The organism is Streptomyces sp. NPDC052036 (assembly GCF_040680495.1).
Taxonomy (GTDB): Bacteria; Actinomycetota; Actinomycetes; order Streptomycetales; family Streptomycetaceae; genus Streptomyces.
The window spans coordinates 39,457-65,427 of the sequence record NZ_JBFAWW010000015.1; the positions used below are offsets into that span (position 1 = coordinate 39,457).

The 25,971-nt window shown below is 71.8% G+C and carries 23 protein-coding genes; 10 read left to right on the forward strand and 13 right to left on the reverse strand.

Going from position 1 to position 25,971, the window contains the following annotated elements:
• Window positions 1-26: 26 nt before the first annotated feature.
• Window positions 27-611: a DUF4865 family protein gene (locus AB0L95_RS21435; RefSeq protein ID WP_365163498.1), complete on the reverse strand. Its 585-nt coding sequence runs from the start codon at window positions 609-611 to the stop codon at window positions 27-29.
• 44 nt (window positions 612-655) lie between these two features.
• Window positions 656-1,231 (reverse strand): TetR/AcrR family transcriptional regulator, encoded by a 576-nt coding sequence (locus AB0L95_RS21440; RefSeq protein WP_365163499.1) that lies wholly within the window; start codon window positions 1,229-1,231, stop codon window positions 656-658.
• Between the two features lie 170 nt (window positions 1,232-1,401).
• Here AB0L95_RS21440 and AB0L95_RS21445 point away from each other — a divergent pair, with 170 nt between their 5' ends.
• Window positions 1,402-1,689, forward strand: a complete 288-nt coding sequence (locus AB0L95_RS21445; RefSeq protein WP_365163738.1) for an SHOCT domain-containing protein — start codon at window positions 1,402-1,404, stop codon at window positions 1,687-1,689.
• 74 nt (window positions 1,690-1,763) lie between these two features.
• On the opposite strand, the gene AB0L95_RS21450 is transcribed toward AB0L95_RS21445, so the two are convergent.
• Both AB0L95_RS21450 and AB0L95_RS21455 read right to left on the reverse strand, forming a co-directional pair.
• Entirely contained in the window at window positions 1,764-2,288 is a 525-nt protein-coding gene (locus AB0L95_RS21450) for an ATP-binding protein (RefSeq protein ID WP_365163500.1), read from the reverse strand.
• Window positions 2,289-2,530: 242 nt separating this feature from the next.
• The gene (locus AB0L95_RS21455; protein ID WP_365163503.1) at window positions 2,531-2,854 is read right to left on the reverse strand and encodes a hypothetical protein; all 324 of its coding nucleotides are present in this window, start codon (window positions 2,852-2,854) and stop codon (window positions 2,531-2,533) included.
• 404 nt (window positions 2,855-3,258) lie between these two features.
• On the opposite strand from AB0L95_RS21455, the gene AB0L95_RS21460 reads away from it, so the two are divergent.
• Window positions 3,259-4,383 carry a PLP-dependent cysteine synthase family protein gene (locus AB0L95_RS21460; protein WP_365163504.1) on the forward strand — a complete coding sequence of 375 codons (1,125 nt, stop codon included), beginning with the start codon at window positions 3,259-3,261 and terminating at the stop codon, window positions 4,381-4,383.
• Here the strand turns inward: AB0L95_RS21460 and AB0L95_RS21465 are convergent.
• A complete protein-coding gene (locus AB0L95_RS21465) occupies window positions 4,351-4,869 on the reverse strand; it encodes an SRPBCC family protein (RefSeq protein ID WP_365163506.1) in 519 nt (172 codons plus the stop codon). The genes AB0L95_RS21460 and AB0L95_RS21465 overlap by 33 nt on opposite strands.
• A gap of 82 nt (window positions 4,870-4,951) precedes the next feature.
• Window positions 4,952-5,779, reverse strand: a complete 828-nt coding sequence (locus AB0L95_RS21470; RefSeq protein WP_365163507.1) for a DeoR/GlpR family DNA-binding transcription regulator — start codon at window positions 5,777-5,779, stop codon at window positions 4,952-4,954.
• Window positions 5,780-6,192: 413 nt separating this feature from the next.
• Here AB0L95_RS21470 and AB0L95_RS21475 point away from each other — a divergent pair, with 413 nt between their 5' ends.
• Window positions 6,193-8,463 carry a hypothetical protein gene (locus AB0L95_RS21475; RefSeq protein WP_365163739.1) on the forward strand — a complete coding sequence of 757 codons (2,271 nt, stop codon included), beginning with the start codon at window positions 6,193-6,195 and terminating at the stop codon, window positions 8,461-8,463.
• On the opposite strand, the gene AB0L95_RS21480 is transcribed toward AB0L95_RS21475, so the two are convergent.
• The 4 genes from AB0L95_RS21480 to AB0L95_RS21495 all read right to left on the reverse strand — a co-directional run bounded on the left by AB0L95_RS21480 (window position 8,433) and on the right by AB0L95_RS21495 (window position 13,339).
• Window positions 8,433-10,871: a right-handed parallel beta-helix repeat-containing protein gene (locus tag AB0L95_RS21480; RefSeq protein ID WP_365163508.1), complete on the reverse strand. Its 2,439-nt coding sequence runs from the start codon at window positions 10,869-10,871 to the stop codon at window positions 8,433-8,435. The genes AB0L95_RS21475 and AB0L95_RS21480 overlap by 31 nt on opposite strands.
• Before the next feature lie 123 nt (window positions 10,872-10,994).
• Window positions 10,995-11,600 carry a hypothetical protein gene (locus tag AB0L95_RS21485; protein ID WP_365163509.1) on the reverse strand — a complete coding sequence of 202 codons (606 nt, stop codon included), beginning with the start codon at window positions 11,598-11,600 and terminating at the stop codon, window positions 10,995-10,997.
• A gap of 425 nt (window positions 11,601-12,025) precedes the next feature.
• Window positions 12,026-12,850, reverse strand: coding sequence for an MOSC N-terminal beta barrel domain-containing protein (locus AB0L95_RS21490; protein ID WP_365163510.1), 825 nt, complete (start codon window positions 12,848-12,850; stop codon window positions 12,026-12,028).
• A gap of 48 nt (window positions 12,851-12,898) precedes the next feature.
• A complete protein-coding gene (locus AB0L95_RS21495; RefSeq protein ID WP_365163512.1) occupies window positions 12,899-13,339 on the reverse strand; it encodes a DUF6643 family protein in 441 nt (146 codons plus the stop codon).
• A 289-nt stretch (window positions 13,340-13,628) separates the two neighbouring features.
• On the opposite strand from AB0L95_RS21495, the gene AB0L95_RS21500 reads away from it, so the two are divergent.
• Complete coding sequence (locus AB0L95_RS21500) at window positions 13,629-14,984, forward strand: TerD family protein (protein ID WP_365163513.1); 1,356 nt, start codon at window positions 13,629-13,631, stop codon at window positions 14,982-14,984.
• Window positions 14,985-15,015: 31 nt separating this feature from the next.
• Here the strand turns inward: AB0L95_RS21500 and AB0L95_RS21505 are convergent, their stop codons facing one another.
• On the reverse strand, window positions 15,016-16,191 hold the full coding sequence (locus AB0L95_RS21505) for a glycosyltransferase (protein ID WP_365163514.1): 1,176 nt from the start codon (window positions 16,189-16,191) through the stop codon (window positions 15,016-15,018).
• Between the two features lie 57 nt (window positions 16,192-16,248).
• Here AB0L95_RS21505 and AB0L95_RS21510 point away from each other — a divergent pair, with 57 nt between their 5' ends.
• Together AB0L95_RS21510 and AB0L95_RS21515 are read left to right on the forward strand one after the other, a co-directional pair.
• Complete coding sequence (locus AB0L95_RS21510) at window positions 16,249-17,034, forward strand: aspartate/glutamate racemase family protein (protein ID WP_365163515.1); 786 nt, start codon at window positions 16,249-16,251, stop codon at window positions 17,032-17,034.
• Window positions 17,035-17,135: 101 nt separating this feature from the next.
• Window positions 17,136-17,681, forward strand: a complete 546-nt coding sequence (locus tag AB0L95_RS21515) for a hypothetical protein (RefSeq protein ID WP_365163516.1) — start codon at window positions 17,136-17,138, stop codon at window positions 17,679-17,681.
• 106 nt (window positions 17,682-17,787) lie between these two features.
• Here AB0L95_RS21515 and AB0L95_RS21520 read toward each other — a convergent pair whose 3' ends face one another.
• Window positions 17,788-18,777, reverse strand: a complete 990-nt coding sequence (locus tag AB0L95_RS21520) for an O-antigen ligase family protein (RefSeq protein ID WP_365163517.1) — start codon at window positions 18,775-18,777, stop codon at window positions 17,788-17,790.
• A gap of 309 nt (window positions 18,778-19,086) precedes the next feature.
• Here AB0L95_RS21520 and lnt point away from each other — a divergent pair, with 309 nt between their 5' ends.
• The 4 genes from lnt to AB0L95_RS21540 all read left to right on the forward strand — a co-directional run bounded on the left by lnt (window position 19,087) and on the right by AB0L95_RS21540 (window position 24,083).
• Window positions 19,087-20,748 (forward strand): apolipoprotein N-acyltransferase, encoded by a 1,662-nt coding sequence (lnt, locus tag AB0L95_RS21525; protein ID WP_365163518.1) that lies wholly within the window; start codon window positions 19,087-19,089, stop codon window positions 20,746-20,748.
• A 9-nt stretch (window positions 20,749-20,757) separates the two neighbouring features.
• Complete coding sequence (locus tag AB0L95_RS21530) at window positions 20,758-21,237, forward strand: NUDIX domain-containing protein (protein ID WP_365163520.1); 480 nt, start codon at window positions 20,758-20,760, stop codon at window positions 21,235-21,237.
• Between the two features lie 54 nt (window positions 21,238-21,291).
• Window positions 21,292-22,092, forward strand: coding sequence for a 3-hydroxybutyrate dehydrogenase (locus AB0L95_RS21535; protein WP_365163522.1), 801 nt, complete (start codon window positions 21,292-21,294; stop codon window positions 22,090-22,092).
• Between the two features lie 68 nt (window positions 22,093-22,160).
• Entirely contained in the window at window positions 22,161-24,083 is a 1,923-nt protein-coding gene (locus AB0L95_RS21540; protein ID WP_365163524.1) for a GAF domain-containing protein, read from the forward strand.
• A gap of 122 nt (window positions 24,084-24,205) precedes the next feature.
• On the opposite strand, the gene AB0L95_RS21545 is transcribed toward AB0L95_RS21540, so the two are convergent.
• Window positions 24,206-25,591: an MFS transporter gene (locus tag AB0L95_RS21545; protein WP_365163527.1), complete on the reverse strand. Its 1,386-nt coding sequence runs from the start codon at window positions 25,589-25,591 to the stop codon at window positions 24,206-24,208.
• Between the last annotated feature and the right edge of the window lie 380 nt (window positions 25,592-25,971).

The following is a 25,971-nucleotide window of genomic DNA, read 5'->3' on the forward strand; positions in this document are numbered from 1 at the left end:
TCCGGCAGCCGCGAGTCCGCGGCTTCTCACCACTGGCGTCCGCGCGGCAGCCGCCCCCTCCCTGGTGCCGACGTGTGCAGCACCTGGAACACATCGCCCGACGCCTTGGGCGCCTCGTGGTCCCAGAGCGAGAAGCGGACCACCTCCCAGCCGCGGGTGTCGACGGCCGCCGCCGCGAGCACCGCGCCGTCCGCCGCGGCCAACCGCTCGGTCTCGCGCACCACGTCCGCCATGGTCTCGGACAGCCCCACGCCGTCCGGGACCCGCTCGCGACCGCGCACGGCGACCACGGCGGGCGAGCCGGCGGCGACCCCCTCCTCGTACGCCAGCCCCGTCCACTGCCGGACCACCGGCCGCCCGAAGTCGTCGACGAGCCCTTGGAAGGCGCCCGTCCACAGGAAGGTGTTCATGCCCTCGATGGTGTTCCAGAGGTAGAACGGCGCGTACTGGTTGACGATCGAGCCGTGCACTCCGCGCTCCCGTATCAGGTACGTCTTGAAGCCGAGGCCGGCCCAGTCGTCCAGCAGATGCCCGACACGGGACACACGGCTGCGGACGATGCCCATGTCGTAATCGGCGGGCAGGGTCAGCTCGTACTGCATGGCGTGCATCGGATGCCTCCTGAGGTGGTGTGGGCGCGGACGTCGAACCTCTGTCAGGAGGTCGGCCGGAGAAGGGCCAGCAGGCCCCGGACCGCGGTGTCGAAGGCAGCCGGCGCACCCGAGGCGCGGGCCAGCACATAGCCGCCCTGGACGGTCGCGAGGATGGTCGCCGCGATCTCCTCCGCGTCCAGGGACTCTGTGAACTGGCCCTGCTCCTTGCCCTCTTCGACGAGCTGGGCGAGTTGCTCGCGCAGCCAGTCGACCGTCTCGTCGACGGGGGCCCGCAGAGCCTCGCTGGCGATCACGTCCGGATCCATCGTCAGCCGGCCCACGGGGCAGCCGCGCAGCACGTCGCGCTCGCGCAGCAGATACGCCTCGATGCGTTCGTACGGCGTTCCGGGGCCGGAGAGCACGGCCCGCGCCGTGGCGCGCAGTTCCTCGGCCGTGCGACGGATGGCGGCCAGCGCCAGGTCCGGCTTGCCCCTGAAGTGGTGGTACATGCTGCCCTGGCCGGCGCCGGAGCGCTCCAGGATGGCCTTGGGACTGGTGCCCACGTAGCCACGGTCCCACAGCAGTTCGCGGGTGGACTCGATCAGTCGCTCCTGGGTGCTCACGGCGGCAATATACATACCAGTAGGTACAGAGATCGAGGAGTCCGAGGCGACAGTCGCCGAACGCCCGTACTCCTGAGGGGGTACGCGCACTGCCGCCGGCCGTACGACGACCTCGAACCCTTCCCGGAGCGAGTCTTGGGTCATCGCCGAGAACTCACTGAGAACTCACCGAGGAGATGACCGAGATGCAGACCCTGGCTCATGGCTACGACGGTCCCGGCCCCTGGATCCTGTTCTTCCCGCTGGTCTGGGCGGCCGTCGTGTTCGGCGTCGTGACCGTCGTCCGCCGCACCGCTCGACGCGGCCGAGGTGGCCCGTGGCGCGCAGTGGACGGCCGTCCGGCCGGCGACTCGCCGATCGCCGTGCTCGGCCGCCGATTCGCCTCCGGCGAGATCGACGAGGACGAGTACTGGCGCCGACTGTCCGTCCTGGACGAGCAGTTCGGCCGCGTGGGCAAGGAGGGCGCCGCGTGAGCGGTGCGGCCGCCGTCCGGGCCCCGGCTGCCGGGAAGGGCGGCCTGCGCTACGGGACAGGGGTCACCGCCCGGTCAGCCGGCAACGGCGGACCGGGCGGGAGCGTGTCGTGTTCCGCGCTCGTCGACCGTGAGCGCGCGGGGCGGAGCCTCCAGGGCCTTCTCGTACGGCGTGAGGCCGGGGACCGGGGCGGTCGGCGCCGGCGACGGCGCGGGCAGCGCGAACCAGACGATCTTGCCCGCGTCTCCGTTCGGTCGCACGCCCCAGCTGTCGGCCAGCGCGGCGACCATCGCCAGGCCGCGTCCGCTGGTGGCGGTGGGATCCGGCGCGCGCAACTCCGGCAGGCGCGGATCGTGGTCGTGCACCGAGACGGTGAGCCGGTCGAGCAGCAGTTCCATCTCCACGGTGCACGTCTTGTCGGGCTGTGCGTGCAGGTGGACGTTGGTCAACAGCTCGGTCACACCCAGGGACGCCCGGTCTATCAAGAGATCGAGGTGCCAGTAGCGCAACTGCGCCGATACGATTCTGCGGACCTGGCCGATCCGCGACGGCAGGGCTTGGAGCTCCACCGTGCAGTGCCTGCTTGGCTGGCTGATCACGGCTGCGACTCCCCGAATTGAGGTCCGGAAGAAGACGGAGAACGGATCCAGCAGGTGGGCTGGGTGTACCTGCCGCCTGCTGTGCGGCGGAGGGCTCCGGCCGCTTGGTGCGGTACGGCTTCGTACGGGGGCCGCCCGCTGTCGTACCGGCGGGCTGGTTCTTCAGCGTGATCGCCGGTAAACCCAGAGTGATGTGAGACCAGCGTGGCCCAAGGGGTGACCTACCGCAACTCGCGCTCCGCTCAGCCGCCCCGCCCGGACGCCCTGCGCACCGCCTCGATGAACCGCCGCGCCGACGGCGGACCCGGCTGCCCCGGAGCGGGGTCGTGGTCGCCGAGCGTCAGCGAATAGCGGGTGCCGTTGAGGTCCGCCGACGCCCGGCCCTCCGGCGCGAACCAGGGCCTGGACGCCCGCACCGCCTGCACCGGCGCGCTGTCGATCTCGCTGCCGTAACTGGTCAACAGCCGCAGCCGGCCGTCACTGATCCGGACCTCTCCGGCCCGAGTGAGCGACCGCAGTCTCTTCCCGATCCGCACACCCGTGGCCGTGAACTCCGGCTCCGCCATGATGCTCCGCCCCCTCGCGCGTCCGCCTGTGTCCGTACCGGATCCCGTCCGGATCCCGCGCGGCGCGCGATCCGGTGGCGCTGATCGAGTCCGGTCGTGATCGAGTAACCGATTCCGCGCAGGCCGGTGCCCCGGTGACGCCAGGCTGCACCGACCGGCGTTCCTCGCCGTGCAGTCTGCCCGCACCCGGCGCCTGGCACCAGTGCACACGGTGAGGGCACGGCGGGCAACCGGCGCACTCGCGCGGATGCGCCCCCACCGATTTCCGCCGCTGCGCAAGGGACGCCTTTGAGTGGCCCAAAGAAGCGTTTATGCAGGTGGGAACCCCTGTGAAAGGTGTTTATGATGCGGGGCGTCCGAGCGTGTGAAACCAGCCTCGGCACCCCCCGGTAAGGAGCCCCGCCGTGAGCACCCCCCAGATCACCCGCCCCGGCGAGACGCTCGACGTCGACCGCAGCGACGCCGAGTACCGCACGTGGCTCAAAGAGGCCGTCCGCAAGGTGCAGGCCGACGCGAACCGTTCGGCCGACACCCATCTGCTGCGCTTCCCGCTGCCCGAGCACTGGGGCATCGACCTGTATCTGAAGGACGAGTCGACCCACCCCACCGGAAGCCTCAAGCACCGCCTCGCCCGCTCGCTGTTCCTGTACGGACTGTGCAACGGCTGGATCCGTCCGGGGCGCCCGGTGATCGAGGCGTCCAGCGGTTCGACGGCCGTCTCCGAGGCGTACTTCGCGGGGCTCATCGGCGTGCCCTTCATCGCGGTCATGCCCCGCACGACGAGCGCCGAGAAGTGCCGACTCATCGAATTCCACGGCGGCCGGTGCCACTTCGTGGACGACCCCCGGAAGATGTACGAGGCCTCGGCCGCCCTTGCGGCGGAGACCGGCGGCCACTACATGGACCAGTTCACCTACGCCGAACGGGCCACCGACTGGCGCGGCAACAACAACATCGCCGAATCCATCTTCCGTCAGCTGGAGCTGGAGCGGTTCCCGGAGCCCGCGTGGATCGTCGCCACGGCAGGCACCGGCGGCACTTCGGCGACCATCGCGCGGTATGTGCACTACATGGGCTACGACACCCGCATCTGCGTCGCCGACCCGGAGAACTCGTGCTTCTTCGCGGGGTGGACCACGAGCGATCCGGACGTCACCTGCGAGAGCGGCTCACGGATCGAGGGCATCGGACGGCCCCGGATGGAACCGAGCTTCGTGCCCGGCGCCATCGACCGGATGATGAAGGTCCCGGACGCCGCCGCCGTCGCCGCGGTACGGGCCCTGGAAGGGGCCATCGGCCGCCGGGCCGGCGGGTCGACCGGCACCGGGCTGTGGAGCGCGCTGAAGATCGTCGCCGAGATGGTGGCGGAGGGGCGCACGGGCAGCGTGGTGTCCCTGCTGTGCGACCCGGGCGACCGCTACCTCGACAAGTACTACTCGGACGCGTGGCTCGCCGATCAGCGACTCGACATCGTGCCGTACTCGGCGGCGATCACCTCACTTCTGGCGACCGGGGTGTGGCCGGGCTGATCCCGGCCCCGCGTTCTGGGCCGCCAGCCTGCCCTCCAGGGCCGTCACCGCGCCCCTGAACGCGCGCCCGAGGCCCCCGCGTGCCCCCTTCAGCGCACACTGGAGCGCGCCCGGCCCGTCGGCCGCGAAGGTCCACTGCACGCGGGTGCCCGCGCCCGCCGGCGTCAGGCGCCACTCCTCGAGGAGCGCGCGGAGCCCGGGCGCGTTCGTCTCGTCGACCCGGTACGCGTACACCTCGTGCGGCATGGCCGCGACGATCGTCTCCCGGAAGCGGGTGCCGCCGATCAGGCGCACCTCGCGCCCGGCACCCCCGTCGAGCGGGCGGGCGGAGGTCACCGCGGCGAACCACTCGCTCCAGCCGGACACGTCCTCCGCGAGAGCCCGGAAGACCCGCTCCGGGGGTGTCGCGACCTCCCGGGCGAAGACGAGCCGCACCGGGGCGGTCCGTATGAAGTCGAGCTCCACCGGGCGCAGACGGCGTGCCATGGACGACGACCTCCTCAGGGACGACGGTGCCCCAGACGCACACGATCGGCGCCGGGCCGGCGTCACCCTAGCTGGCGGGCCGTCAGATGTCTGTAGCGTCCTCGGTCTCCCCGGCCACCATCAGCCGCAGATGCTCGGAGATCTCCGCGCGCGCCTCGGGCGGCAGCCCCGCGTCGGTCACCAGCGTGTCGACCTGCTCCAGCGCGGCGAACGAACTCAGGCCCACCGTGCCCCACTTGGTGTGGTCGGCGACCACCACGACACGCCGTGCCGACTGCACGAGGCGCCGGTTGGTCTCGGCCTCCGCGAGGTTCGGCGTCGACAGACCCGCCTCCACCGATATGCCGTGCACCCCGAGAAACAGCACATCGAAGTGGAGGGAGGCGATCGCCTGATCGGCCACCGGGCCCACCAGCGAGTCGGACGGGGTGCGCACCCCGCCGGTCAGCACGACCGTGGCGGCACCCTGGCGCGGACCCGATGTGCGCTGCGCCGAGTGGAAGACGTCCGCCACCCGCACCGAGTTGGTGACGACCGTCAACTCCGGTACGTCGACCAGGTGATGGGCCAGTGCGTACGTCGTCGTCCCCCCGGAGAGAGCGATCGCCGTGCCCGGCGTGACCAGCTCCGCCGCCGCCCGCGCGATGTCCTCCTTGGCCGTCAGCTCCAGGCCCGACTTGGCCTCGAACCCCGGCTCGTGCGTGCTCGCCTCCACCACCGGGACGGCGCCGCCGTGCACCTTCTCCAGAACGCCCTGGCGGGCGAGCGCGTCGAGGTCGCGGCGGACCGTCATGTCGGAGACACCGAGCTTGCGCGTCAGCTCGTTCACGCGGACGCCGCCGCGTCGTCGTACCTCGTCGAGGATCAGGGCACGGCGCTGCTCCGCGAGGAGGTTCTGATTCTCACTCACGTCGGCTCCACTCCCCTTTATCCTCCTTCATCCTGGATTCACCCGAAATTCCCGCAGGCTGTGCGCACCGGCATCCACGAGGCCATTCTCCCGTCACCGGTGCCGAGGAGGTCTCATCCTCGCACGGGTCGTCTCACCCGGTGCCACCGACCGCAGCCCGGGATCTCCTTGTCCGCCGTCCCGCGTCGTCACACATATCGGGGAGATTCCGTGACAACGAGTGTGCACCGTCGCACCGAAGGCGATCCTTTGCCTGCGACGACACACCGTACGCGGCACGGGGGAGGTGCGAAACAGTGGAGCGTGCACCGAAACACGACGGAGACCACGGCGCCGCCGGACCGGCGTCCGCGGAGGCCGCGACCGCCCTGGAGCTCCTGGTCCACGGCGTCGGCGGCACCACACCCGAGGAGATGCTCGGCGATCCCCGCACGGTCCGGATCACCGGTGACGACACGGCAGCGGTGTACCGGCGCGCCGACGACGCCGACGTGGAGCGGCACCCGGCGGACCGGCACGGCCGCCCGGTGCCCGAGGCGTACGTCTGGTGCAACCTGACCTCGGGGAACGCCGCGCGCGCCCTGTGGCTGTTGCTGCTGCCGTTCATGGTGGCCAACCTGGCCCACTGGATGCGGCCCACCACCACAGGCCGCCGGCAGACCGTCCGGCTCTACGGCCTGATCGTGCGGCTCGTCGGACTCACCCTCACCGTGCTGCTGGTCGCAGCCGCCTGCGAGGTGGCCATGGACCTCGCGGCCTGGCAGTGCGCGGGCACCCACGCCTGCGCCCGCCGCCACGCCTGGCTCGGGTTTCTCTCCCCGGCGGGCTCCGGCGCAGGCTGGTGGAGCCCACCCGGCCGACGCGTGGCCCTGGCCGCTGTGGTGCCCACCGTCCTCAACGGCCTGCTCTGGTATCTGTCCCACCGCACCTGGTGCGCCTACGAGTCCCAGGAGCCGATCCCCCGGCCGCCGGAGCCCGACGAGGAACCGCACCGCCCCGCGCTCGGCCGCCCCGGGTTCTGGTACGGACGCCGCCTCGTGGCCCGGCTCCGCGCCGCTCACACCGCCGCCGGCTTCCTCACCGTCGCCGCCGCCCTCACCGCCTCCGCCGTACACGCCGACCACCGCCACGGCGCGACCACGCTGCACCTGATCGGTCTGCTGCTGGAGGCCGCGCTCATGGCGAGCGCGGTGCTGGTGGTGGCGGTGGTGTGCCGCCGGGGGCGCACCGAGAACCTGCTCGACCGGCAACTCGACCGATCGGTGGTGCGCCTGCTGCCCGCGGGCGCGCTCGCGCTGGTCGTCGCGGCCATGATCTACGCAGGCTGGTCGCGCCCCGGCCGACCGTCGCAGGGGCGGCTGCCGGGTGCTGCGACGTTCGGTGCGCTGACCCTGGCGCAGGGGCTGCTTGTCCTCGCGCTCGCCGTCGTCGCGCACATCCTGTACCGCGCCCACCCCGACTCACGCACCGCACTGCGCGGACAGGCCGGACCCGCCGTCGCGCTGCTCGCCTGCGCGCTCGGCGGGGTGATGTCCGGCGGCGTGGCCCAACGGGTCGCCGACTGGCTGGACGGCACGGGCCACTCGCTGGCGGGCCCGCCGGTCCTGCTCACCTGGCAGGCGTCCACCATCCCGCTCCTGCTGTTCGTCCTGCTGGGCGTGGCCGCCCGCCTGGCCAGGCGCACCTGGCTGCTGCGCCGAGCCGAGGCGGCCGAGGTCGAACGCGACCACCCGGGCGAGCCCACGGACCCGGCCCGTACCGCGCGCATCGCGGGCACCCGCGCGATGGCCACTCTCACCGACCGGGCCCCGCTCGTCGTCGGCGTCACATCCGCCATGACCCTGCTGCTCGGGGCGGCCGCCCTGGTGGGTGCCGTCGTCACCGACGACACGCCGACGGGCGCCGCACATACCGCACAACCCGTCGTCCGGGGCGTGGCCGAGACCGTGCAGACGCTCGGCTCCTGGCTGATCGGTGTCGGCTTCCTCGTCTTCGTCACCTGGGGCCGCCGCGCCTACAAGGACGCCTCCGCGCGCCGCACCATCGGCATTCTGTGGGACGTCGGCACCTTCTGGCCGCGCGCCGCCCACCCCTTCGCCCCGCCGTGCTACGCCGAACGTTCCGTACCCGACCTGACCTGGCGGATGGCCACCTGGACGCGCGAGAGCGGCGGACGGATCGTGCTGTCCGGCCACTCCCAGGGGAGCGTGCTGGCGGCCGCCGCGGCCTGGCAGCTGACGCCCTCCGTGCGCCGACGGGTGGGCCTGCTGACCTACGGCTCACCCCTGGAGCGGCTCTACGGGCGCTGGTTCCCGGCGTACTTCGGCCCGGCCGCGCTCAGTTCCCTGCATCGGGAGGTCGACTGCTGGCGCAATCTCCACCGTCTGACCGACCCGATCGGCGGACCGATCCGGCTGCCCGGCGACTGCGGCCCGCAGGTGGACCGGGCACCGCTCAGGGACCCGCTCGCCTACGGTCGCACGCCTCGCCATCCGCTGCCCGCACCGATTCTCGGGCACGGGGACTACCAGGCGGATCCGGCGTTCGCCGAGGAACGCGCCCGGCTGCTGGCACGGCTGCGGCCCGGACTCCCCGGACCGCGCCCCGCGGGCACGCCGCCCGGGTCGGGTGACGAGGGCTCCGGGGGTGCGGCTCAGGGCAGTTCGGGCAGGTCCTCCGGGTAGAGCAGGCTCAGATCCTCCGTGCTCGGCTCCGCCAGCTGGGCGACCCGGCCGGCGTGCCGCTCCACCATCGCCTCGAAGGTCTGACGCGCGGTGCGTCCGTTGCCGAACGTCGGACCCTTGGGGATCTCCGTGAAGTACTTGAGCAGCGCCTCGGAGGTTCCCGTGCCCAGCCGGTACTCGTGCTCCTCCGCCTGCTGCTCCACGATCCGCAGCAGCTCCCCGGGCCCGTAGTCACCGAAGGTGATGGTGCGTGAGAAGCGGGAGGCCACACCGGGGTTGACGGACAGGAACCGTTCCATCTCGGCGGTGTAGCCCGCGACGATCACCACGACCGCCTCCCGGTGGTCCTCCATCAGCTTCACCAGCGTGTCGATCGCCTCACGGCCGAAGTCGCGCCCGGAGTCCTCCGGGGACAACGCGTACGCCTCGTCGATGAACAGCACTCCGCCCCGCGCCCGGTCGAAGGCTTCCTGGGTGCGGATGGCGGTGGAACCGATGTGCTCGCCGACCAGGTCGACCCGGGACACCTCCACGAGATGACCCTTCTCCAGCACCCCGAGCGACGCCAGGATCTCGCCGTAGAGCCGCGCGACCGTCGTCTTGCCGGTGCCGGGGGAACCCGTGAACACCAGATGCCGCCGCACGGAGGCCGCCTTGAGGCCCGCCTGCTGCCGGCGGCGCCCCACCTCGATCATGTCGGTGAGCGCGCGCACCTCGCGCTTGACGCTCTCCAGGCCCACCAGCGCGTCGAGTTCCCCGAGCACGGTCGTCGACGTACGGACCGGCTTCTCCGGCTCCGGGGCGGCGACGAGGGGCTCCTGCTCGGCGGTGCGCTGGCCGGGGATCGCGCCGAGCAGACCGCCCGACTGGGTCGACGGCTGGACGGCGGCCTCGTGGGCCACAGCCGGCCGCAGTCCGGCGCTCTCGTCGCTCGTGCAGTCCTCGACGATCGCGGCGCCGCCACCGGGCGCGCCCGGGCCGCCGTCTGCGAACTCATAACCCCCGCGGCTGCAGCGCTCCGTGCGGCATTTTCGCAGCGTCGCACGGCAGCCGTCGATCACATGGAAGCCGTAGCCGCCGCTGTCCGTGACCCGGCAGTTCAGGAAGCTGCCCCGGCCGCCCGCGGAGACGTAGAAGCCCGCCTCCGACGGTGAGGTCACCGTGCAGCGCTCGATGGTGGGGTCGGCGCCCTTGGTGACGATCACGCCCGTCTGGGTGCCGTCGACGGTGCAGCCCGACAGCGTGCCGCCGCTGCCATGGTCCCGGAACCAGGCACCCGTCGCCGCGTCCCGGATCCGGCAGTCGTCCAGCTGCGCGGTGGCCCCGTCGCTCACCGACACCGCGGTGTTGCGCACCTGGGTGAGGTCGCTGTCCACGACGTCCGCGCGTGAACCGCGGTCGAGGACGAACAGGGCGTCGGGCACGTCGTGTACCCGGCACGCTTCGAGGACCACGGTGGCCCCGTCACTGACCCACACCGCCGGATAGTCGCCGGTGCTGTCGAAGATCTCGCACTGGTTGGCGTCCACGCGGGTGCCCGGGTCCCACACCGACAGGCCGTTGCGCCCGAACTGCCGCACCGTTGTCCGGGTGAGCGTGAGCACCGATCGGGAACGCAGGTCGACCGCGTTCTCCGGGATGTCGTGGATACGGCAGTCGGCGAGGGTCAGCACCGCGTCGGTGTCCAGTGTGATGCCGTCCGCGGTCGTCCGGTGCACATCGCAGTCCGTCAGATGCGCGGTGCCCCGCCCTGTGACCTGCACCCCGGAGCCCCGGACCTCGTACACCTCGCAACCCACCGCCTCCAGCGCCGAATTCTCACCGGTCGCCGACAGGCCTGCCCCCGAGGTGTGATGCACCCGGCAGCGCTCCAGCCGAGGATGGCCGCCGCCACGGACCGCGACGCCGGACTGGCCGGCCGCCACGACCTCGCACTCCTCGAACACCCCGCCACCGCCGTCCACGACGGCGATGCCGATGCCGGCCGGGTTGTCGACCGTGCACCGGCGGACCGTGGGGCGCGCGCCGCCGCGGACCTCGATCCCGGCCGCGGACCGCGTCATGATCCGCAGATCGACCAGCTCCGGGGTGCCCGTCTCCACGAGCACCGCGGGCGCGGCCGCGTCCTGGCCCTCGACATGCAGGTCCTGGACCACGGCGGAGGCTCGCACGGTCAGCGGTACGCCGTCCACCGGCGCGATCCGCACGGAGCCGGGGGAGCCCTCGGGTCCGCGCAGCGTCACCGCCCGCTGCACGACGAGGTTCTCCCGGTAGGTGCCGGGGGCCACGGTGAGGACGTCTCCGTCGCCCGCGGCCTCCAGGGCGGCGGCGAGCGATGCGTACTCACCTGTGCGGCGCCGCCACCGCGATGTGCCGGTGTGCGTCACCTGGACCGTGCCCTGTGCCATGGCGCTGCTGTGCCCCCACCTCTGCTCACGCGGGTTCTCGCGAAGAAGCCGGACAGCCGAACAGCCCGGCCGGTCCACCGTAGCGTGCGCGGACGCCGCGGGTTGACCGGAGTCCGCAGGCCGTCAACTGCCTGTCCCGGTACGGCCCCAGTCCGGGCCCGCCTTGTCCCATGCCTGGTCCCAGCGGGCGTAGCGGCGCTGGAGCATGCGCCAGACGATCATGCGGCGGCCGGCCTCTATCAGTCCCGCGGCCATCACGGCCGCGCCGAATCCGGCCAGCACCGCGTGCGTCGTCGCGGTCTCACCGTCCAGCGGACGCGCCACTATTCGGCCTTGGTCGTCGGTCCAGAGGACGAACTGATCGCCCCGGTGCGGGGAGTCGAGGGCGGCCAGGACCGTGCCGTGCCGCGCGGTGCCGTCGGGGGCGGTCCAGTCGGCGAGCACCCGGCTCTGTCTCTGCCGTGTCGTGGGTGATTCCGGATCCGGCTCCACGGGGGCGCGGTTGAGCCGCCTGACGACGGTGGCCGCCACCTGGTGGTGGGTGCGCTGCTGGTCCCGCACGGCACGCTGCAGGGAGTTCTGGGCGATCGTGCCGATCACGGTGCCCGCCACCGGTGCGGCGGCCAGGACCAGGACCATGGCGACCAGCGCCAGCCAGGCCTCGACCAGATCGGATGTACGGCGCAGCGGATTGCGCCGCCAGCGCCACAGGCCGACGATTGCTCGCACCGTGCCCCACCCCCTTCCGCCTCCGTCATAGTCCCCACATCCGCCCGTTCGTGTGCGGAATCGGTGAAGAGAGAGCGAAATCACCCGTCTTCTGTCTCATGAGCCCCTCATGAACTTCTCATGCACACTCAACGACCGCGTCGGCTGCCCGGGTTCCCGCGCACGGGGCGGTTCGTGGACTCGCTCGGCGCGGCGAGTCGGAGGTCCTCAGTCCGGCGGACGCGTCGCGATCCGGGGGAGGGGAGGAGGAGGGGCAGCGGGGCGGATGGGGGCAGACGGTCGGACGGCCCCGGGGAGGGGAGAAGGAGGCGGGAGAGGCGAGTCCTCGGGGAAGGGGGACGCGTCGAGGGCGGGAAGCCGTTGAGCGGGAGGAGCGGCCGGGCGGGCCCGCCCGGCGCCCGCTCACCCGGTGATCGTGGCGCGGCTCATCCGAGGATCTCGACCGGATCGCCGACGCGGATCGTGCCGCGCGTCAGCGGCACGAGATTCTGGCCGAAGATCAACCGGCCGCCGATGCGCCGATGGCGGCCGAGCGTACGCAAGGGCTCCTTGCCGCGCTCGGCGGTGGCCTGGTCCGTGGTCGTCACCACGCAGCGCCCGCATCCCTTGGCGACCCGGAACTCGACCTCGCCGATCGCGATCCGCTCCCAGTCGTCCTCGGCCCAGGGCGCCGTACCGGACACGACGGCGTTCGGCCGGAACCGGTTCATGGGCAGCGGACCCTCGTCGGGGTGATCGCCCTGTGCGATCAAGGAGTTGAGGGCGTCCAGGGAGGCGAGTGCGGTGACCAGCAGCGGAAAGCCGTCGGCCAGGCTGACGGTCTCGCCCGGGCGTCCGAAGGGCGGGTCGATGGGGCGGCGGTGCGCGGGATCGTCGAGGTGGACGAGGGTCACCCGCTCGCCGAGGTACGCGCTGAACCACTCGCTTGCCCCGGGGACGGCCGGAACCGTCTCGATCTTCTCTCCCGCCCACTTCGCGGTCGTCGTCCCGGCCGGTTCGGGCACGGGCACACTCAGCGGCTCCCGGTCGGAGGCGGACAGCCGGACAGCACCGTCGGATAGGGACTCGGCGGTGACCAGCGCGAGGCGTGGCTGCTCGCGCTGGGTGACGACCTTGCCCGTCTCGTCGATGAGTGCCCAGCGCCGGTCCCCGGACAGCCCCCATGGCTCCACCACGGCCTCGCTGAGCTGCTGGGCCCGCAGTGCCTTGACCGGGTGAACGTGAATCGAGTGCAGCACTGGTGTCGGCATGAGGCCATCGTGCCATTGCGTACAGATGGCCTCACGTCACGAAATGGATCAGTATCCGCGGTACTGCTGCCCGTTGTTGTACGGATCCTGGTACGGCGCCGGGCCGGGACGCGGCGCCGCGGGGCGCATCGCCTCGTAGCCGGTGGGAGCGGCCATCGGGCGGGGCTGCTGCATCTGCTGGGGGCCCGGGTAGCCGCGCGGACCGGCCTGCTGCGGGATGTACGCGGTGGGGGCCTGCTGCATCGGCACGGGCTGCGGAACCTGGGGGTAGCCGTAGGCCGGGGCCTGGGACGGGCCGGCCGGCAGCGCGGGAAGCGCCGACGGCAGTGCGGGCAGGTTGCTACCCGGCGCCTCGTAAGCGGAGGGGACCCGGATCGGAGCGATCTGCGGGGTGCCCCGCTCGGCGACGAGCCTGTCGTAGATCGGAGTGTCCGGGAAGGGCGACGCGGAGTAGTAACCGCCGCCATAGGTGGAGCGGGGGGAGGTCATGGCACATAAGTTAAGCCCACGATGTGCTGGTTGGGGAGACCGATAAGAGGGTTGTTTTTCGTGCCCGGGGTGACGTGGGATCCCCAATGCGAGCGAACTTGTCAAAAAAGGGCAGCAATCGGGGTTTGGATCGCGTAAAGGCCGAGTTCCTGGCAGGTTACCGGCGGTTGACCACCGCTCTTCGGTGCCGCTGATGGGACTTCTCAGCCCGGGAGAATAGGTTGGCCGCAACGGATGCACGGACCGCCCGGATCCCTTCCCGGCGGAGCGACAGGTGATGGGGGCGGACATGCCAATGTCGAAAGGATCCAACCTCCAGATGCCGACAACGGCCCTGCGCGTCGAATTGGGCCGGCGTTCCGGACCGGGCGTCCCCGACGCGGACGCCTCGGCGCTGCTGCTGGTCTCCGGGAAGGTCCGTACCGACGGCGACTTCGTCTTCTACAACCAGCCGGTCCACTCATCCGGAGCGGTGCGTCACGAAGGCAAGCAGGACCTGGGCGGCCAGGTGACCGACACGCTCCTCGTCGACCTCGCGCGCGTGGAGCCCGCGGTCGAGACCGTGGTGCTCGCCGCCTCCGCCGACGGCGGAACGTTCGGGCAGGTACCCGGCCTCTACATCCGGGTGCTCGACGCCGGGCAGGGCACGGAGCTGGCGCGCTTCGACCCCACTGCGACCGTGGAGACCGCGTTCGTGCTCGGGGAGTTCTACCGCCGTCAGGGCACCTGGAAGTTTCGCGCCGTCGGGCAGGGTTACAGCAGCGGACTCGAGGGTCTGGCCACGGACTACGGGATCACGGTGGACGAGCCGCAGCACGCCCAGCCGCCCACCGCACCTGCCCCCGCCATGCCTGCGCCGCCCACGCCCGTGCCTCCCCCGCCGCCGGTCACCGCACCGGTCCCGCCCATGGTGCCGCTTCCCCTGCCGTCGGCCGCCCCGGCTCCGACGGGCGCCTACGGGGCACCGCTCCCGCCCCAGAACCCGCCGTCGACCCCGTCCACTCCGGTCCGCCTCACCAAGGTCACGCTCACCAAACAGGCCCCGTCGGTGTCGCTGACCAAGCAGGGCGGCACCTCCGGCGCCCTGCGGGTGAACCTCAACTGGCGGACACGTGAACAGTTCTCGCGATGGGGCGGCCGTCGCGGTCCGGCGGCGGCCTCGAACTCGGACCTCGACCTGGACCTGTGCGCCCTCTACGAGTTGTCCGACGGCAGCAAGGGGGTCGTCCAGGCCCTCGGCAACGCCTTCGGGGCGCTGCACCGCCCGCCGTACATCCACCTCGACGGCGACGACCGCACCGGGGCCGTGGAGACAGGCGAGAACCTCACCGTCAACCTCGACCACAAGCAGAGCCTCCGGCGCATCCTCATCTTCGTCACCATCTACGAGGGCGCCCGCTCCTTCGCCGACCTGCACGCCACGGTCACGCTCCGGCCGCAGCACGGTGCACCCATCGAGTTCTCCCTCGACGAGTGCACGGTGCCCTCGACCGTGTGTGCCCTCGCCCTCATCACGAACACCGGCGGCGACCTCGTCGTCCAGCGCGAGGCCCGCTACCTGGTCCCCGAGCGGGGGGTGAGCCCCCAGCGCACGATCGACCGCGCCTACGGGTGGGGCATGAACTGGGCCCCCGGCAGAAAGTGACCGCTCCGTCCGCCCCGGGTGAGCGGTCCGCTCACCGCTCGTCCAGCGCCGCGTCGGGACGGGCATAGGTGCGGCCCTTCCAGGCCGCACCGTGCCCCCGGTAGTGCTGCACCGCCGAATCGACCGTCATCAGGAGATACAGAAAGGCGGTGACCGGCAGCAGCACCGAGAGCCACAGCGGCTGCCGGTAGTAACGCAGCATCGGGATGTACGTCGCCGTCATCACCAGCTTCGCGAGCCCGCCGACCACCATCGCGGTCGTGTTCCCGTTGACGAGTCCCGCCACGATCGTCAGGGACGGCACCAGATAGACGAGGGTGAGGCCGAGCACCGTGCCGAGGAGCAGCAGCGGGCTGTGCCGCAACTGCGCGTACGCACTGCGCGAGACCATCCGCCACAGGTCGTGCAGCCGTGGATAGGGACGCACGCTGTCGACCCGGTCGGCCAGCCCCAGCCAGATATGGCCACCGCCGGCCTTGACCGCCCGCGCGAGCGCCACGTCGTCGATCACCGCCTGCCGGATGGCGTCGGGGATCCGCGCCCGCTCGGCCGCCTCCGTGCGCAGCAGCACACAACCGCCCGCGGCGGCGGCCGTCCGCGATCCCCTCACCGCAATCCACCGGAAGGGGTAGAGCTGCGCGAAGAAGTACACGAAGGCGGGCACGACGAGCCGCTCCCAGACGCTGTCCACCCGGAGCCGTGCCATCTGTGACACCAGATCGAAACCGCCGGTGCGCGCCGCCGCCACCAACTCCCGCAGGCTGTCGGGAGCATGCGCGATGTCGGCGTCCGTCAGGAGCAGGTATTCGGGGGCACGCGCGCGTGCGAGAGAGATTCCGTGCCGTACGGCCCACAGCTTGCCCGTCCAGCCCGCCGAAGGCTCACCCGGGGAATCGACCGTGAGCGGCAGCCCGCCGTACCGCTCGGCCAGCGCCCGGGCCAGGTCTCCGGTGCCGTCCGAACTGCCGTCGTCGACGAGGAAGACCTCGGCCTGTCCGGGATAGTCCTGAGCGAGCAACGACGGAAGGCTGTGGGGCAGAACCGCGGCCTCGTCCCGCGCCGGTACGACAACACACACGGACGGCCACGACTCCGGCTCCCGGCGCGGCGGCAGCCGCAGATCCGTACGCCAGAAGAAGCCCTGGCCGACCAGCAGCCACAACCAGGAGGCCAGCGACACGACAGCGATCCACACAAGGGCAGTCACCCGTCGCAGTCTGCCCCACGGGGAGGCCCCTCGGGGCGCATCGACTATGGTTGCGGGGTGAAGATCGCGCTGATGGACTCCGGAATCGGACTGCTGCCCGCCGCCGTGGCGGTACGGCGCCTACGGCCTGACGCAGATCTCGTGCTCTCACTGGACCCCGACGGGATGCCCTGGGGGCCGCGCACTCCCGAGGGCGTCACCCAGCGGGCCCTGGCCGTCGCCGAGGCCGCCGCCGCACAGCGCCCCGACGCCCTGATCGTCGGCTGCAACACCGCGACCGTGCACGCCCTGCCCGCCCTGCGGGCCTTCCTCGAACCCGGTCTGCCCGTCATCGGCACCGTCCCGGCGATCAAGCCGGCCGCGGCGGGCGGCGGACCGGTCGCCATCTGGGCCACGCCCGCCACCACCGGCAGCCCCTACCAGCGCGGCCTGATCCGGGAGTTCGCGGACGGTGTGGAGGTCGTCGAGGTCCCGTGCCCCGGGCTCGCGGACGCCGTGGAGAAGGCGGACGACGCGGCGATCGACGCGGCCGTGGCCGCGGCCGCGGCGCGCACACCGGCCGAGGTGACGACCGTGGTCCTGGGCTGCACCCACTACGAATTGGTCGCCGAACGGATCCGTGCCGCAGTGCAGCAGCCCGGCCGGCCGCCACTCGTCCTGCACGGTTCCGCCGGCGCCGTCGCCGCGCAGGCACTGCGCCGCATCGGTGCGGACGTGGCTCCGGAGGCCTCCTCGAGCGCCGGTGTCACGGTGCTGCTCAGCGGACGTGAGGGTGCTCTGCCGGCTGCGGCACTGTCGTACGACGAGGGCAAGCTCCTGCAGTCGGTCAGCACGACCGGCTGAGGACCGGTCCCGAGTCCGCTCGTGACTTTGGGCCGTCACGCGGACCGGTGACGCTGCGCAACACCATGCCCGCGTTCCGAAACATGGGTACCCTCAAGGGCATGAGGGAGCACCTCGACCGTGACAGGGCTCCGCAGCCCGAGATCTGGACCGGACGCGCGACCAACCGCGCCCAGTGGCTCGCGGCGCTCGTCGGCGCCGCCTGTATGGCACTCGGTGTCGAGCTCGCCGTCGACTCCGCGTGGTCATCCGGCATCGTCCCCCTGGTCATGTCCGTCGTGGGCTGTATCGCGGCTGGTCTGCTGGTCCTCTTCGGCACGCTCGCGTTCGTGCATGTCGCGGTCAAGGTCGACAAGGAGTGCCTCGAGGTGCGCTGCGGCCACATCGGTCTGCCGCGTCGCCGCATCCCTCTCTCGCTCGTCGCCGGAGCGGACTTCGCGCCCCGGGTCACGCCCCGCCAGTGGGGCGGCTGGGGCTACCGCTGGCGCCCCGAGAAGGGCACGGCCGTGATCGTACGGCGTGGCGAGGGCGTCGTACTGCGTCTGTGGGACGGGCACACCTTCACGATCACCGTGGACAACGCCGAGTCCGCGGTGCGGGTCATCCGGGCCCGGCTGCACCCGAGCCTGCCGGGCGCCACGCACTGACGGCGACCCTCAGCGCTCCTCTTACTCCTTATTTACTACGGCCTCTCGCCACGCCATTCACCACGGCCCCTCGCCGCCCCCTTATGACACGGCGGTGGTCCGGTGGTCATCGCGGCGGTCCGCTCCTCCCGCCCGGCCGTGGGGCTCCCTCGCCCTCCCACAGCGGGCGTGCCGTCGCGATCCCGGCCAGCAGACCCGCGCCCGCCGTCACCGTGGTGAAGCTGAGCGCGTCACCGGTCGACGCGATCACCGCCAGCGCTGTCAGGGCCGCGCCCGCCGTGAGGGCGATCGGCGTGGGTCGCCGGGTGCGCCACAGGGCGTGAAGGAACCAGCAGAAGACCGCCGCGAGCAGTGCCAGCCCGATCAGCCCTTGTTCCGCCGCCTGCTGCAGGGAGGCGGAATGGGGCTTGTCGTCGGGCAGGAGGGACTGTGCGGACACGGGGCTCAACTCACCGAAGCGTCCGGGCCCCGCACCGAGCGCCGGATGTTCTCCGACCAGGGTGAGCGCGTCGTGCCACAACTGGACGCGGTGCCCGCCGAACTGGTCCTCGACAACGGCCGAGGGGCCGCCGGGCGTGACGTTCCCGGCCACCGCCCAGGTCGCCGCGGTCACCGCCGTCACCACGAGGGCGAAGGCGGCCAGTACCCCGGCGCGGTGGTGTGTCCGGCCCGCGGCGAAGGAGTACAGCAGTAGGCCGATGGACGCGGCCAGGCCCGGCGTCGAGCCCAGTGCCGCCGCGACCCCCGCGATCCCCACGACCGACAGGCGGAGCGCGAACCGCGGCGCCGGGTCCCGGGCCGCCCACGCCGCACAACACGCTGCTCCCGAGGAGAGCGTCAGCAGAGCGGCGATCGCACCGGTGGAGCCGAGCGGCGCCGGGGACGGCGGGCCCAGCGCTGCGTAGGATGCGGCGACCGCGAACCCGACTCCGCACAGGGCGCCGACCGCGGGTGCGGTGACCGGCAGCAGCGCCCCGAGGATGCGCCCCGAGGAGTAGCCGGCGGCGACCGCCAGCACCGCGAGCAGGACGCCCTCAGGCCGCCCGCCGTGCGCGGCGGCCGTGATCAGCGACCAGACCGCGCATGCGCCGAGCATCAGGACGCCCGTCGCATCCGAAACGTTTCGTCTCTCGCCGTCCGCATCCGCGGCCCCGGCCGCGGGCTCCGTTCCCGTGGATCCCACTCCGCCGCCCCCCTGAGCCGGGCCCCACCGTCCCGGCTGTGTCCGGCTGCACGTCACAGGCTCGCGCACACCGTAACGGGTGATGCGCCGGTGTGTGGACGAGTTGCGCAGGAACGTTGCTGCAGTAGGGCGGAGCAAAACGGTGGAATCACGGGTGGAAGCCCCGGCGGCCCGAGCGGACCGAGCTGTCCGGTCCATGGTCACGCGCCGTACACTCCCCGGGTGACCGTCACCGCAACTCCCGTGGGCGAGCCGGAACAGCTCGAACCCGAGGCCGCACCCGCACCCCGTGGTGTCCGCCGGGCAAGGCGCCTCCTTCCGGCCGCCGCAGCCGCGCTCTCCGGAGTACTGCTCTACGTCAGCTTTCCGCCCCGGAGCCTGTGGTGGCTGGCCGTCCCGGCCTTCGCCCTCTTCAGCTGGACCCTGCGCGGCCGCACCTGGAAGGCCGGCCTCGGCCTCGGCTATCTGTTCGGCCTCGGTTTTCTGCTGCCGCTGCTGGTGTGGACCGGCGTGGAGGTCGGTCCCGGCCCCTGGCTCGCGCTCGTCGCGGTGGAGGCACTCTTCGTCGCGCTTGTCGGTGCGGGCATCGTCCTGGTCTCCCGGCTGCCCGCATGGCCGGTGTGGGCGGCCGCCCTGTGGATCGCGGGCGAGGCGGCACGCGCCCGCGCGCCCTTCGGCGGCTTCCCCTGGGGAAAGATCGCCTTCGGCCAGGCGGACGGTGTCTTCCTGCCGCTCGCGGCGGTGGGCGGCACCCCGGTGCTCGGCTTCGCCGTCGTGCTGTGCGGCTTCGGTCTCCACCAGATCGTGCGCGTCGTCGTGGACGGACGGCGCAACGGGGGCGTCCTGCGGCGCGGAGCGGCCGTCGCGGCACTGCTGAGCATCGTGGCTCCCGTGGTGGGCGCCGTCGCCGCCCGCTCCCTGGTCAGCGACAAGGCCGAGAACGGCACCGCGACCGTCGCCGTCATCCAGGGCAACGTGCCGCGCCAGGGTTTCGAGTTCAACGCCCAGCGGCGCGCCGTTCTCGACTACCACGCGCGCGAGACCGAGCGCCTGGCCGAGAAGGTCAAGGCGGGCAAGGTACCCCGGCCCGACCTGGTGCTGTGGCCGGAGAACTCCGCCGACATCGACCCCTTCGCCTACATCGATGCCGCCGCGGTGATAAGCGGCGCCGCCCGCGCGATCGGCGCACCCATCTCGGTGGGCAGTGTCGTCGAGCGGGGAGGCAAGCTCTACAACGAGCAGATCCTCTGGGACCCGGACAAGGGGCCCGTCGACACCTACGACAAGCGGCAGATCCAGCCGTTCGGCGAGTATCTCCCGTTGCGGTCGCTGGTCGGCGCCATCAACAAGAACTGGACGGCGATGGTGCGCCAGGACATCAGTCCGGGACACAAGCCGGGCGTGTTCACCATGGCGGGCGCCAAGATCGGGCTTGTCACCTGCTACGAGGCCGCCTTCGACTGGACGGTGCGCTCCACCGTCACGGACGGCGCCCAGCTGATCTCGGTACCCAGCAACAACGCGACCTTCGATCGCAGCGAGATGACCTACCAGCAGCTCGCCATGTCCCGGGTGCGCGCGGTCGAGCACAGCCGGACCGTCACCGTCCCGGTGACCAGCGGCGTCAGCGCGATCATCATGCCGGACGGAAAGATCACCCAGCGGACCGGGATGTTCGTGGCCGACTCGCTCGTCCAGAAGGTGCCACTGCGTTCCTCCGAGACCCCTGCCACGCGCCTCGGCGTCCTGCCCGAGGCGGTGCTCGTGCTCGTCGCGGTCGGCGGGCTGGGCTGGGCGGTGGCGTCGGCGGCGCGCGGTCGTCGTGACCGAACCGTCCGGAGCACCCGTCTCGGAGACCCAGAGGCCGCGGAATCGGCCCGATAGGGTCCCTCCATGGCTACTCCCGATTTCATCAGGACCATCCGCGCCTCTGCGGGCCATCAACTGCTCTGGCTCCCTGGCGTCACCGCCGTGGTCCTCGACGACGACGGCAGGGTCCTGCTGGGGCGCCGGGCCGACAACGGGCAGTGGTCGGTGATCGGGGGCATACCGGAGCCGGGGGAGCAGCCCGCCGCCTGCGCCGTGCGCGAGGTGTACGAGGAGACGGCCGTGCACTGTGTCCCCGAGCGGGTCGTCCTCGTCCAGGCGCTGGCTCCGGTGACCTACGCCAACGGCGACCGGTGCCAGTACATGGACACCACGTTCCGCTGCCGTGCGATCGGCGGAGAGGCGCGTGTCAACGACGACGAGTCGCTGGAGGTGGGCTGGTTCTCGGTGGATGCGCTGCCCGCGCTGAGCGAGTTCGCGCTACTGCGGATCAAGCAGGCTCTGTCGGAAGCACCCACGTGGTTCGACCCCACTAACCTGGGGTGAAGTATGGGTTGTGGCCATATGTAGAGGGGGCCGGGCGCAGCCTAGGGTTGACGCATGACCGAGCCCAGCCCTCTGTCGGCCCCCCACGCCCCCTCCCTCGATCTCGGCGGACGCATCGCCCTCGTCACCGGTGCCGCCGGCGGCATCGGCCGCGCCTGCACGCTGCGGCTGGCGGCCGCCGGGGCCAAGGTGCGAGCGGCCGACCGGGACGCCGCTGGTCTCGACGCCCTCGCAGGCGCGGCCGACGGGCTCCCGGGCAGCGTCGAGCCGTACGTCCTCGACCTCACCGACCTGGACGCGGCCGAACTCGCCGCCCACGGCACCGATGTCCTGGTCAACAACGCCGGGCTCCAACTGGTGCGGCCCCTGGAAGGGTTCCCACCCGACGCCTTCCACACCATGCTCACGGTGATGCTGGAGGCGCCGTTCCGGCTCATCCGCGGAGCACTTCCCCATATGCACGGCCAGCGCTGGGGCCGCATCGTCAACGTGTCATCGGTCCACGGGCTGCGCGCCTCCGCCTTCAAGTCGGCGTACGTCGCCGCCAAGCACGGCCTCGAAGGACTCTCGAAGACCGCGGCCCTGGAAGGCGCCCCCCACGGCGTCACGTCGAACTGCGTCAACCCCGCCTATGTACGTACGCCCCTCGTGGAGAAGCAGCTCGCCGACCAGGCGAAGGCGCACGGAATCCCCGAGGAGCGCGTGCTGACCGAGGTGCTGCTCCAGGACACGGCGGTCAAGCGACTCCTCGAACCGGAGGAGGTCGCCGAGGCGGTGGCCTATCTCTGCAGCCCAGCGGCCTCCTTCATCACCGGCACGTCGCTGGTCCTCGACGGCGGCTGGACGGCGCACTGAGCCGGAACATGCCAGAAGTTGTCCACAAGGCCGGTGGACCCGGTCCGGAAGTGGGCCATCCTGGGGGCATGTCACGCGATCACGCACAGTCCGCGGCACCCCTCGGTACCCATGCCGAGGCCCCGTTCCTGGAGCTCCTGGCCCGGCGCGCGTCTGCCGACGCCTACGAGCAGCCGGTGCTGCTCGCCCGGGCCGAGGGCCTGACGCCCGAGCACATCGACGCGCTCGACCAGGCGAAGCGGCTCGCACTGCGCGTGCGTGCCGAGATGGAGGGCAGACGCCGCCGGGAGGCGGAGCTGTCCGCGCTCTTCGAGACCGCCCACGATCTGGCCGGGCTGCGTGACCTCGACGCCGTCCTCCAGGCGATCGTCCAGCGCGCCCGCTCGCTGCTGAGCACCGACGTCGCGTATCTGACCCTGCATGACGAGGCCGCCGGCGACACCTATATGCGGGTCACCGAGGGCTCGGTCGCCGCCCGCTTCCAGCAACTGCGCCTCGGCATGGGCGAGGGACTCGGAGGACTCGTCGCCCAGACCGCCCGCCCCTATGTGACGCCCGACTACTTCCATGACGCCCGCTTCCAGCACACACGGACGATCGACACCGGTGTCCGTGACGAGGGGCTCGTGGCGATCCTCGGCGTGCCGCTGATGATCGGCTCACAGGTCATCGGGGTGCTGTTCGCCGCCGACCGGCGGGCCCGCGTCTTCGAGCGGGAGGAGATCGCTCTCCTCGGCTCGTTCGCCGCGCTGGCCGCCGCCGCCATCGACACCGCGAACCTGCTCACCGAGACCCGTTCGGCCCTCGCCCGGCTGGCGAGGGCCAACGAGATCATCCGTGACGGCAGCGCGGTCATCGAGCGAGCCTCGGACGTGCACGACCGGCTCGCCGAACTCGTCCTGCGCGGCGGAGGTGTGCACGACGTGGCCGCAGCCGTCTCGCAGGTCCTCGACGGCACGGTCGAGTTCGCCGAGGCGGACGCCGCCCCAGCCGCGGCGCTGGAAGCCTCCCGCGCCGAGGGCCACGCCGTACGGCACGAGGACGACTGGGTCGCCGCGGTGGCGGCCGGCGGTGAACTGCTCGGCGCGCTGGTGCTGCGCGGCCATACGCGGCTCGACCCCGTCGACCAGCGCACCCTGGAGCGCGCCGCGATGGTGACCTCCCTGCTGCTGCTCGCCCGCCGCTCGGCAGCGGAGGCCGAACAACGCGTCCGCGGCGAGCTGTTGGACGACCTCCTTGACGCCCGTGACCGTGACCCCCGCGTCCTGCGCGAACGGGCCGCGCGGCTGCGCGCGGATCTCGACGCCACCCATGTGCTGCTCGCCGCCCGCCTCGACGGCACGGCGGACGACGCCGACCAGGAGGCCGCCGCCCGCCGTCGCCTGGGGTCCGCCGCCTTCCACCTCGCGGCCACCCGGCACGGTCTCGCCGCCGTGCGCGACGGCGGTACGGTCCTGCTGCTGCCCCTGGAACGCGGCGGCTCCGCGACGCACCTCGCCCGCCGCACCGCCCGGCAGCTGGGTACCGCCGTGCACGAGGCGGTCACGGTCGGTGCCTCCGCCCCCTTCGAGGACCTCGCCGCCCGCCCGGACCGGGTGGCCGTGGCCCACACGGAGGCGCAGCGCTGCCTGGAGGCTCTGCGCCTGCTGGGGCGGGCCGGAGACGGTGCCGCCGCCGAGGACTTCGGCTTCCTGGGGCTGCTGCTCGCCGGGGACAGGGACATCTCCGGATACGTCGAGCGCACGATCGGCCAGGTCGTCGCCTACGACGAACGGCGCGGCACCGATCTCGTCCGCACGCTCGACGCCTACTTCGACTCGGGGATGAGCCCCGCACGCACCAAGGACCTGCTGCACGTCCATGTGAACACGGTGGCGCAGCGCCTGGAGCGGGTGAGCCGCCTGCTGGGCGACGGCTGGCAGAGCCCGGCCCGTGCCCTGGAGATACAACTGGCCCTGCGACTGCACCGGTTGTCGTCGTCCCGGCACTGACCCCGAGCCGTGGCCGCGGCGCGCCACCCCGGCGGACCGCACCCCGGAATGGCCCGAACGAGGCCGGACACACACCGGTCCCGGGCGCCACGGCACCCGGGACCGGCGGAAGGAACGGGAGATCAGACGGTACGGGCGTCCGCGGCCCGGGTTTCCGCGGACGTGGTGTCTGCGGAGGTCTCCACCCGCGCCAGATCGCGGTCGCGTGTCTCCTTCGCGACGCCCACCGCGACCAGGGTCAGCACGGACGCCCCGATCACGTACAGCGCGATCGGCGTCGAACTGCCGTAGTCCGACAGCAGAGCGGTGGCGATGAGCGGCGCCGGGGCCCCGGCCGCCACGGAGGCGAACTGGGCACCGATGGACGTACCCGAGTACCGCATACGGGTGGCGAACATCTCGGCGAAGAACGCCGCCTGGGGTGCGTACATCGCCCCGTGCAGCACCAGGCCCACGGTCACGGCGAGGACGAGGTTGCCGAAGCTGCCCGTGTCGATGAGTGCGAAGAACGGGAACGCCCACAGACCGACTCCGGCCGCGCCCAGCAGATAGACGGGCCGACGGCCGATCCGGTCCGACAGCGCACCCCACGCCGGGATGACGGCGAAGTGCACGGCGGAGGCGATGAGGACGGAGTTCAGAGCCGTCTGCTTGGACACGCCGGCCGACGTGGTGGCGTAGACGAGGATGAAGGCGGTGATCACGTAGTAACTGATGTTCTCCGCCATCCGCGCGCCCATCGCGACCAGCACGTCGCGCCAGTGGTGACGCAGGACGGACACCAACGGCAGCTTCTCCGTGTCGGTGTCGCTGGCCGCTTTCCGGGCCTCGGCCTGCGCCAACGCGTCCTGGAATACGGGCGATTCATCGACAGACAGACGAATCCACAAACCGATGACCACCAGCACTCCGGACAGGAGGAACGGTATGCGCCATCCCCAGGACCCGAACGCGTCGTCGGAGAGCACGGCGGTCAGCAGGGACAGCACCCCCGTGGCAAGGAGCTGTCCGGCCGGCGCACCGGTCTGCGGCCAGGAGGCCCAGAAGCCGCGCCGCCGCGCGTCACCGTGCTCCGACACGAGCAGCACGGCGCCGCCCCACTCACCGCCGAGCGCGAACCCCTGCACCAGCCGCAGTACGGTGAGCAGCACGGGAGCGGCGGTGCCGACCGTCGCGTGCGTGGGCAGCAGACCGATGGCAAAGGTCGCCCCGCCCATCAACAGCAGGCTGAGCACCAGCAGTTTCTTGCGCCCGAGCCGGTCACCGTAGTGCCCGAAGACCAGAGCACCGATCGGACGCGCGGCGAACCCCACCGCATATGTCAGGAACGACAGAAGGGTGCCGACCAGCGGGTCGGAGTCCGGGAAGAACAGCTTGTTGAAGACGAGCGCGGCGGCGGACCCGTACAGGAAGAAGTCGTACCACTCGATGGTGGTACCGATGAGGCTGGCGGCGACGATGCGGGGGAGGTTGGACGGGGCTGGTGGAGCGGTCGCAGGGGAGGACATCGGCACCACTTCCTGGCGTTCGACGGGGGACGTTTGCGTGTCGCCACACCGTAGGAACGTGCAGGTCAGAGGCGTATGTGGTGGGACACCATAGTTCTGGACATGGGAGTGCGTGCGCCCACCATGTCGGCCTCCTGTGCTGACTACGCTGCGTAGGAGCGACTTCTTCGCGAGGGAGCAAGGCTCGGCGTGGTCCATGAACGGTGGCACTCGACGCGCTGGAGGCAGAAGGAGCCTGCAAACCAGAGACCGTGACGTCGCGAGGTCGTTTACGAGCGGCAGCACGCATCGCTCGCTTCTCAAATGGCGGCCGACGGCAGACCTCTACTCCGAGATGGACGCCGAGGATCGGGTCCTCCGGCTCAACGGTTATGAGGTGT

Bases quoted from the DNA above. Each gene is read 5' to 3' on its own strand.
- AB0L95_RS21545 (WP_365163527.1), bottom strand. From the start codon at position 25,591: ATGTCCTCCCCTGCGACCGCTCCACCAGCCCCGTCCAACCTCCCCCGC.
- AB0L95_RS21515 (WP_365163516.1), top strand. From the start codon at position 17,136: ATGAGGGAGCACCTCGACCGTGACAGGGCTCCGCAGCCCGAGATCTGG.
- AB0L95_RS21465 (WP_365163506.1), bottom strand. From the start codon at position 4,869: ATGGCACGCCGTCTGCGCCCGGTGGAGCTCGACTTCATACGGACCGCC.
- AB0L95_RS21435 (WP_365163498.1), bottom strand. From the start codon at position 611: ATGCACGCCATGCAGTACGAGCTGACCCTGCCCGCCGATTACGACATG.
- AB0L95_RS21440 (WP_365163499.1), bottom strand. From the start codon at position 1,231: ATGTATATTGCCGCCGTGAGCACCCAGGAGCGACTGATCGAGTCCACC.
- AB0L95_RS21475 (WP_365163739.1), top strand. From the start codon at position 6,193: ATGCTCGGCGATCCCCGCACGGTCCGGATCACCGGTGACGACACGGCA.
- AB0L95_RS21490 (WP_365163510.1), bottom strand. From the start codon at position 12,850: ATGCCGACACCAGTGCTGCACTCGATTCACGTTCACCCGGTCAAGGCA.
- AB0L95_RS21540 (WP_365163524.1), top strand. From the start codon at position 22,161: ATGTCACGCGATCACGCACAGTCCGCGGCACCCCTCGGTACCCATGCC.
- AB0L95_RS21455 (WP_365163503.1), bottom strand. From the start codon at position 2,854: ATGGCGGAGCCGGAGTTCACGGCCACGGGTGTGCGGATCGGGAAGAGA.
- AB0L95_RS21530 (WP_365163520.1), top strand. From the start codon at position 20,758: ATGGCTACTCCCGATTTCATCAGGACCATCCGCGCCTCTGCGGGCCAT.
- AB0L95_RS21495 (WP_365163512.1), bottom strand. From the start codon at position 13,339: ATGACCTCCCCCCGCTCCACCTATGGCGGCGGTTACTACTCCGCGTCG.
- AB0L95_RS21445 (WP_365163738.1), top strand. From the start codon at position 1,402: ATGCAGACCCTGGCTCATGGCTACGACGGTCCCGGCCCCTGGATCCTG.
- AB0L95_RS21500 (WP_365163513.1), top strand. From the start codon at position 13,629: ATGCCAATGTCGAAAGGATCCAACCTCCAGATGCCGACAACGGCCCTG.
- AB0L95_RS21480 (WP_365163508.1), bottom strand. From the start codon at position 10,871: ATGGCACAGGGCACGGTCCAGGTGACGCACACCGGCACATCGCGGTGG.
- AB0L95_RS21520 (WP_365163517.1), bottom strand. From the start codon at position 18,777: ATGCTCGGCGCATGCGCGGTCTGGTCGCTGATCACGGCCGCCGCGCAC.
- AB0L95_RS21535 (WP_365163522.1), top strand. From the start codon at position 21,292: ATGACCGAGCCCAGCCCTCTGTCGGCCCCCCACGCCCCCTCCCTCGAT.